6 protein-coding genes and 1 pseudogene are annotated in these 6,754 nt (G+C 67.3%); 4 read left to right on the top strand and 3 right to left on the bottom strand.

The features are described 5' to 3' along the window. The coding region (locus JCM9942_RS08930; RefSeq protein WP_054659129.1) for a bifunctional acetate--CoA ligase family protein/GNAT family N-acetyltransferase at positions 1-1,797 on the top strand (1,797 nt) is incomplete at its 5' end. A 160-nt stretch (positions 1,798-1,957) separates the two neighbouring features. Further along, entirely contained in the window at positions 1,958-2,641 is a 684-nt protein-coding gene (locus JCM9942_RS08925; RefSeq protein WP_343123485.1) for an alpha/beta fold hydrolase, read from the top strand. A 57-nt stretch (positions 2,642-2,698) separates the two neighbouring features. On the opposite strand, the gene JCM9942_RS08920 is transcribed toward JCM9942_RS08925, so the two are convergent. Further along, positions 2,699-3,667: an aldo/keto reductase gene (locus JCM9942_RS08920; protein WP_054659125.1), complete on the bottom strand. Its 969-nt coding sequence runs from the start codon at positions 3,665-3,667 to the stop codon at positions 2,699-2,701. A gap of 188 nt (positions 3,668-3,855) precedes the next feature. Between JCM9942_RS08920 and JCM9942_RS08915 the strand changes: the two are divergent. Continuing rightward, a pseudogene (locus tag JCM9942_RS08915) lies at positions 3,856-4,718 on the top strand (class I SAM-dependent methyltransferase). Between the two features lie 64 nt (positions 4,719-4,782). Further along, positions 4,783-5,322 (top strand): pseudouridine synthase, encoded by a 540-nt coding sequence (locus tag JCM9942_RS08910; RefSeq protein WP_054659123.1) that lies wholly within the window; start codon positions 4,783-4,785, stop codon positions 5,320-5,322. 150 nt (positions 5,323-5,472) lie between these two features. Here the strand turns inward: JCM9942_RS08910 and JCM9942_RS08905 are convergent, their stop codons facing one another. Both JCM9942_RS08905 and JCM9942_RS08900 read right to left on the bottom strand, forming a co-directional pair. Further along, a complete protein-coding gene (locus JCM9942_RS08905) occupies positions 5,473-5,829 on the bottom strand; it encodes a hypothetical protein (protein WP_054659121.1) in 357 nt (118 codons plus the stop codon). Between the two features lie 297 nt (positions 5,830-6,126). After that, positions 6,127-6,754, bottom strand: a 628-nt coding sequence (locus JCM9942_RS08900; RefSeq protein ID WP_304941133.1) for an ATP-dependent helicase C-terminal domain-containing protein, incomplete at its 5' end; no start/stop codon positions are given.

The raw sequence follows: 6,754 nt of genomic DNA, 5'->3' as shown, positions 1-6,754 counted from the left end.
CTCAGCAACGGCGGTGGCGTGGGCCGGCTGGCGGTGGACCAGCTGCAGGCGCTGGGCGGATCGCTGGCCGAGCTGTCAGCAGCCACCATCGCGCAGCTGGACAAGGCGCTGCCGCAGGGCTGGTCACGCGACAACCCGGTCGACATCGTGGTCGATGCCGATGGCGGGCGTTATGCCGCGGCGATCGAGGCGCTGCTGTCCGATGAGGCCAATGATGCGGTGCTGGTGATCAACGTCCCCACCGCGTTCACCTCCTCGGCCGATGCCGCGCAGGCGCTGACCAGCACCCTGGGCCTGCGCTCGCGGCAATTGCGCGACAAGCCGGTATTCGCGGTATGGCTGGGCAATGACGACCGCGCCACTGCCACCCTCAACACCGCACGCGTGCCGACCTATCCGACCGAGGCCGAAGCGGTGCGCGGCTTCCAGCATCTGGTGCGTTACCGCGAGGCGCAGGCGGCGTTGATGGAAACCCCGCCCAGCCTGCCGGCCGATTTCGTGGTCGATGTTGCGGCGGCCCGCACGCTGGTGGAGGCGGCCCTGGCCAACGGCCAGCAATGGCTGGATCCGGTGGCCACGCATGCGCTGCTGCAGGCCTATGGCATCCCGTCGCTGGAAGTGATGGTCGCGCGCGATCCGCACGAGGCGATGGAGGTGGCGCAGCCGCTGCTGGAGCAGGGCCAGACCGTGGCGGTGAAGATCCTCTCGCCCGACATCCCGCACAAATCCCAGGTCGACGGGGTGCGCCTGAACCTGGGCACGCTGCAGGCGGTGCAGACGGCGGCGACCTCGATCCTGCAACGCGCGCGTGAACAGCGCCCGCAGGCGCGCATCGAAGGGGTGCTGGTGCAACCCTGCCTGCTGCGGCCCAAGGCACGCGAGCTGATCGCCGGCATCGCCGATGACCCGGTGTTCGGCCCGGTGCTGGTGTTTGGTCGCGGCGGCACCGCGGTGGAAGTGATCGACGACAAGACCCTGGCGCTGCCGCCGCTGGATCTGCGCCTGGCCCACGAAGTGATCGGACGCACCCGGGTATCGCGCATCCTCAAGGCCTATGGCGATGTGCCGGCTGCCGACGAGCGGGCGGTGGCGCTGGTGCTGGTCAAGCTGGCGCAGCTGGCGGCCGACATCCCCGAGATCCGCACGCTGGATCTGAATCCGTTGCTGGCCGATCGCACCGGCGTGATCGCCGTGGATGCACGCATCGCCATCGCCCCGGTCAAACGTCTGCACAAGGGCCGCGGCCATCCACGGTTTGCGATCTTCCCGTATCCCACCGAGTGGGAGCGCAGCATCGAGCTGTCCGATGGCGGCAAGGCGTTCGTGCGGCCGGTGCGCCCGGAAGATGACGCGTTGTTCCGCGCGTTCTTCGCGCGTGTCACCGATGATGATCTGCGGCTGCGCTTTTTCCAGTCGGTCAAACACTTCAGCCATGAATTCATCGCACGCCTCACCCAGCTCGATTACGCACGCTCCATCGCGCTGGTGGCGATCGACCCGAAGAATGGCGAGATGCTCGGCGCGGTGCGCCTGCATGCCGATGCCGATTACAACCGCGGCGAGTACGGCATCCTGATCCGCTCGGACCTGAAGGGCCATGGCATCGGCTGGAAGCTGATGCAGATCATGATCGAGTACGCCCGGTGGCAGGGCCTGAACATCGTCGAAGGCCAGGTGCTGCGCGAGAACACCACCATGCTGGCGATGTGCCAGAGCCTGGGTTTCAAGGTGAAAGCCGATCCCGATGACGCGACCATCATGACTGTCACCTTGCCGGTCCATCCTGCCGGCGCCTAGGCAGGGTCGGGTTCATTGGCGGTGCGTGGCGAGTTTCTTCGACAGCCGCCGCGGTTTTGCGCCTGTGTTCCAGCCAGCAGGATGTCTGCAACCCGGCGCCGGGTCACAATACCCGGATGCAAACTGCTGTCGCGGCGGCCGATACCGCAGGATTCCCCTGTTGCTGCTGCCGGGCCTGTTGAACGACGCCACTCTCTGGCGTGCGCAGCTTGCGGCGTTGGCCGATATCGCCGATTGCCAGGTGGGTGATCTCACCCGGCATGACACTCTGCAGGCCACCACCGAGGCGGTGCTGGCTCACGCGCCGCCGCGGTTCGCCCTGGCCGGATTCTCGCTTGGTGGCTACATCGCCCAGCACATCCTGCGTATCGCGCCGGAGCGCGTGTTGCGGCTGGCACTGCTGGATACTTCCTGCCGACCCGATTCGCCCGAACGCGCCGCGCAACGGCTGGCGCAGCAGCACAGCGCGCGCCTGCCCGGCATATTCCACGGGTTTGGCGACAAGCTCATGCGCAGCTATATCGACGCCTCGCGACTGCAGGATCACGCCCTGGTCGACAGCGTGCGGGCGATGACCACGCGCCTGGGCGCGGAGGTGTTCGTGCGGCAGAGCCGGATCGAACGGGTGGACGGCAGCCAGGTGCTGCGGCAGTGGCGCGGGCCGGCGCTGGTGCTGTGTGGCCAGAACGATGCGATCACACCGCTGCCGGTCAGTCGCCAGATTGCCGCGTTGATGCCGCAGGCCACTCTGGTGGTCATCGCCCACTGTGGCCATCTGGCCCCTCTGGAGAAACCGCAGCAGGTGACGGCAGCGATGCGGGAATGGCTGAGCGCGCCGGGCTGAACCCGGCCGGTCGGGCAGGCATCTGCGTCCGGCCCGCCGGTTGCGCGTTTGCCGCTCTCAGCCGCCGCTGGGGAATTCGGCGCTGGCCGCATCCAGCTGTGTGATCTGCGCTGCGGTCAGTGCCAGCTTCGCGGCGGCCAGCACCTCATGCAGCTGCGCCACGCCGGTGGCACTGACAATCGGTGCGCTGATGCCCGGACGCGCGATCAACCACGCCAGCGCCACCTGCGCCGGGGTCGCCTTGTGGCTCGCGGCCACGTCATCCAGTGCGGCCAAGATGCGCAGGCCACGCGGGTTGAGATAACGCTCCACCACTTTGGCCCCACGCGCGCTGCTCTGGCTCGCGTCGCCGGCGGTGCGGTACTTGCCACTGAGAAAGCCGCTGGCCAGTGCGTAGTAGCTGATCACGCCCAGCCCGTGCTCGCGGACCAGCGGTTCCAGCGCGGTCTCATACCCGCTGCGGTCGTAGAGGTTGTATTCCGGCTGCAGGGTCTCGTAGCGCGGCAGGTGGTAGTCGGCGGAGACCTGCAGGGCCTCGCGCAGGCGCGCGGCGCTGTAGTTGGACGCACCGATCGCGCGTACTTTGCCCTGCTCGATCAGGCGGGCGAACGCCCCGAGGGTTTCCTCCAGCGGCACCGATTCATCATCCTCATGGGCCTGGTACAGGTCGATGGTGTCGATCTGCAGGCGGCGCAAGGAATCCTCGACGGCCTGATTGATGTTGTCCGCCGACAGGCCCGGCCGTTCGGCCCATTTGGCGACCTTGGTGGCGATCAGCACGTTCTGGCGCTTGCCGCTGCGCTTGAGCCAGCGGCCGATGATCGTCTCCGATTCGCCCCCCCGGTTGCCGGGTACCCACGCCGGGTACACATCGGCGGTGTCGACCAGGTTGAAGCCGGCCTCGACAAAGGCATCGAGCAGGGCGAAGGATGTTTTCTCATCGGCACTCCAGCCGAAGACATTGCCGCCGAAGGCGATCGGGGCGACGTGCAGGCCGGAGCGACCAAGTTCGCGTAACTGGGGCATGCGTACCTCCTTGGGTCCAGTGCCGCAGCATAGACGCACGGCGTTCACGTTCCGTTGGAACGCCTTGGAGGGGCCTTCCGGCAGGCACGCGCACACGACGTGCATGCGGGATATCCAACGTCCTCATCACCGCTGTGACGCGTGCTAGGCTCGCGGCCATCCATCCACATGAACAATCGGAGTCCGCGATGAGCAAGTCCGTACCGCTGCTGAGTGCCTGTCTGTTGGGAATGAGTGTGTTGCTCGCGGGCGCACCGGCTGTTGCCACGCAGGCCGCGGCCAGCACTGCCGACCTCCAGGTTGCACCGCAGTTGCAGGCGGCGGTGGCCGGCAGCTGGCGCACCCCGGCCAATGTCGTTCGCGATGCGCATCGCCACCCGGCGCAGACGCTGTCGTTCTTCGGCCTGCAGCCGACACAGACGGTGGTGGAGATCACGCCCGGCGGCGGCTGGTATGCGGAGATCCTGGCGCCCTATCTGCGTGAGAATGGCCAGTACGTGGCGGCGGTGGTGGATCCACAGGCGTTGCCGGCCGGTGGCGGGCGTGACTACCAGCAGCGTTCGCGCGATGGCCTGACGAAGAAGTTCGCCGGGTCGCCGGCGCAGTTCGACCGCGCCGCGGTAATCGCCTTCGATCCGGCCGCGCCGGTGCTGGGCAAGCCCGCGTCGGCCGATGTGGTGTTGACCTTCCGCAACGTCCACAACTGGCGCTCCAACGATCAGCCGATGGCATGTTCCGCGCGTTTTTCCAGGTGCTCAAGCCCGGTGGCACGCTGGGCGTGGTGGAGCACCGCGCCAAGAGCGATGTGCCGGCCGATGACAAATCCGGCTATGTCGGCCAGGCGCAGGTGATCGCGATGGCCGAGGCGGCCGGCTTCAAGCTCGATGGCAGCAGCGAGATCAACACCAATCCGCGTGACACGAAGGATTATCCCAAGGGCGTGTGGACGCTGCCGCCCTCCAACAGCCACGATGCCGCCGATGCGGCCAGGTACAAGGCCATCGGCGAGAGCGACCGGATGACGCTGCGTTTCGTCAAGCCCGCGCACTGATCGCACGTCTGCGTTGCGGGGATGGGAAAATGATCCCTGTCGTTTTCCCGTCCCTGCCACTTCCATGCTGATCGCGTTCAACAAGCCCTTCAATGTCCTGTGCCAGTTCACCGATCGCAGCCAGCCGCCGCGGGCGACGCTGGCCGGTTTCGGCTTGCCGCCGCAGGTGTATGCCGCCGGGCGGCTGGACTACGACAGTGAAGGACTGCTGCTGCTGACCGACAACGGCACGCTCGCGCACCGGCTGACCGACCCGCGCCATAAACAACCCAAGACCTATTGGGTGCAGGTGGAAGGTGTGCCCACCGAAGAGAAACTGCAGGCACTGCGCAGCGGTGTGCAGCTCAACGATGGCCCGACACTGCCGGCGGTGGTTCAGCTTCTGCCAACGCCGCCGGTGCTGTGGCCCCGCGATCCGCCGGTACGTTTCCGCAAGACCGTTCCCGATGCGTGGCTGGCAATCACTCTCCGCGAAGGGCGCAACCGTCAGGTGCGGCGCATGACCGCGGCGGTGAACCTGCCGACACTGCGGCTGGTACGTGCGTCGATGGGGCCGTATGCGCTGGAAGATCTGCAACCGGGCCAGTGGCGCCGGCTGGATTGAGGCCGCGCAACCCGGATGCCGTGAGCGGGTCAGGTGTGCTGCGATTACCGGGGATGTCGCGGATGTGACGGTGCAGAACGGGGGTGGGCCGCTGCGGTTGTGCGGCTACCTCCGGCGCTGCGGGGCAATGCCGGAGGTGCAAGGCCGGTATCAGGCGTCGCTGCCGATATCGCTGGTTTCCTCCACCACGCTGGCCGCATGGCGCCGGCGCTGGGCGATCTCGCGGGACCTGGCATCGATGGCGGCGTTGTCGCGCTTGTTCTTTCGGTACAGCGCGTAGCCGAGCAGGCCCAGTCCCACGGCGGCCACGGCAATGGTGGCGGTCGGGTTGCGCTTTGCGACCTTGGTCACCGCGCGGCCGCCGGTCTTCATCGCACCGATGGCGGCACCGGCCTTGAGCCATTCGGCGGCATTGGAACCGCCGCTCTTGAGGTTGTCGCCGGCATGGCCGACAAGCTCCATGGCGCGCTCCAGGGCCGGTCCGGTGATATCGCTGAACTTGCTCATGTGGGGTGTCCTTTGAGTCACGGGGCAGACGCCGAGTGTCGACGTCCGGGCGTGTAGAGAATGTTAGCCGCAATGAATGCAGCGTGGTTGCAGGTGCGATCCATGCGCCGCACACCCAGGATGGTGTTGCGTGCAGCGGCCGTTTTCAGGCGATCCCCGTACGCGGTGAGGCATCCGCGGAGCGTTGGGTCATGCCGCACCGGGCTCCGGATCGTGAGTTGACCGGTGTCGCGGCCGCGCGCCGCATCACGCATGGTTTGGCACTGCGGCCTTGCCTGACCGCCGCTACCGGACCTGTCACGTCCCGCGGGGCTTTGCGCGATGCGTGGCCGAGGCGGTCCACGGATCATCGGGCCACGGATGCCGTGGATAGCGTCCTTTCATTTCCTTTTTCACTTCGGCATAGGTGTTCTGCCAGAAATTCCTCAGGTCGCCGGTCACCTGCAGCGGCTTGCCCCCGGGCGAGAGCAGGTGCAGCAGCAACGGCACCCGGCCATCGGCGATGCGCGGGGTGTCGGCCAGGCCGAACAGTTCCTGCAGTTTCACCGCCAACACCGGCGGTCGTGGGGTAAGGCCGTCATCGTCCATCGCGTAGTCGATGCGCCGTTCCATGCCCGACGGCACGCTGATCCGCACCGGTGCATACCGGTCCAGCAGTTGCCGTTGCGACCACGGCAGCGGTGACTTCAGCGCTTCGCCCAGTTCTTCCTCGCCCAGCGCGTCGAGCCGGCTCTTGCCGGCGAAGGCCGGTTTGAGCCAGTCATCGAGCGTGGCCAGCAGGGCCGTGTCGGACAGATCGGGCAGCGCCAGCTCGGGCATCCAGTGGCGCAACGCCAGCATGCGCCAGCGCCATTGCCGCAGGCCCTCGGTCCACGGCAGCGCCTCCAGTCCCAGTTCGCGCACCGCATCGGTCAGCGCCTGCGCG

The organism is Stenotrophomonas pictorum JCM 9942 (assembly GCF_001310775.1).
Taxonomy (GTDB): domain Bacteria; phylum Pseudomonadota; class Gammaproteobacteria; order Xanthomonadales; family Xanthomonadaceae; genus Stenotrophomonas; species Stenotrophomonas pictorum.
Note: the sequence above shows the minus strand (reverse complement) of the source record. Positions and strands in the feature narration are given on the sequence as shown.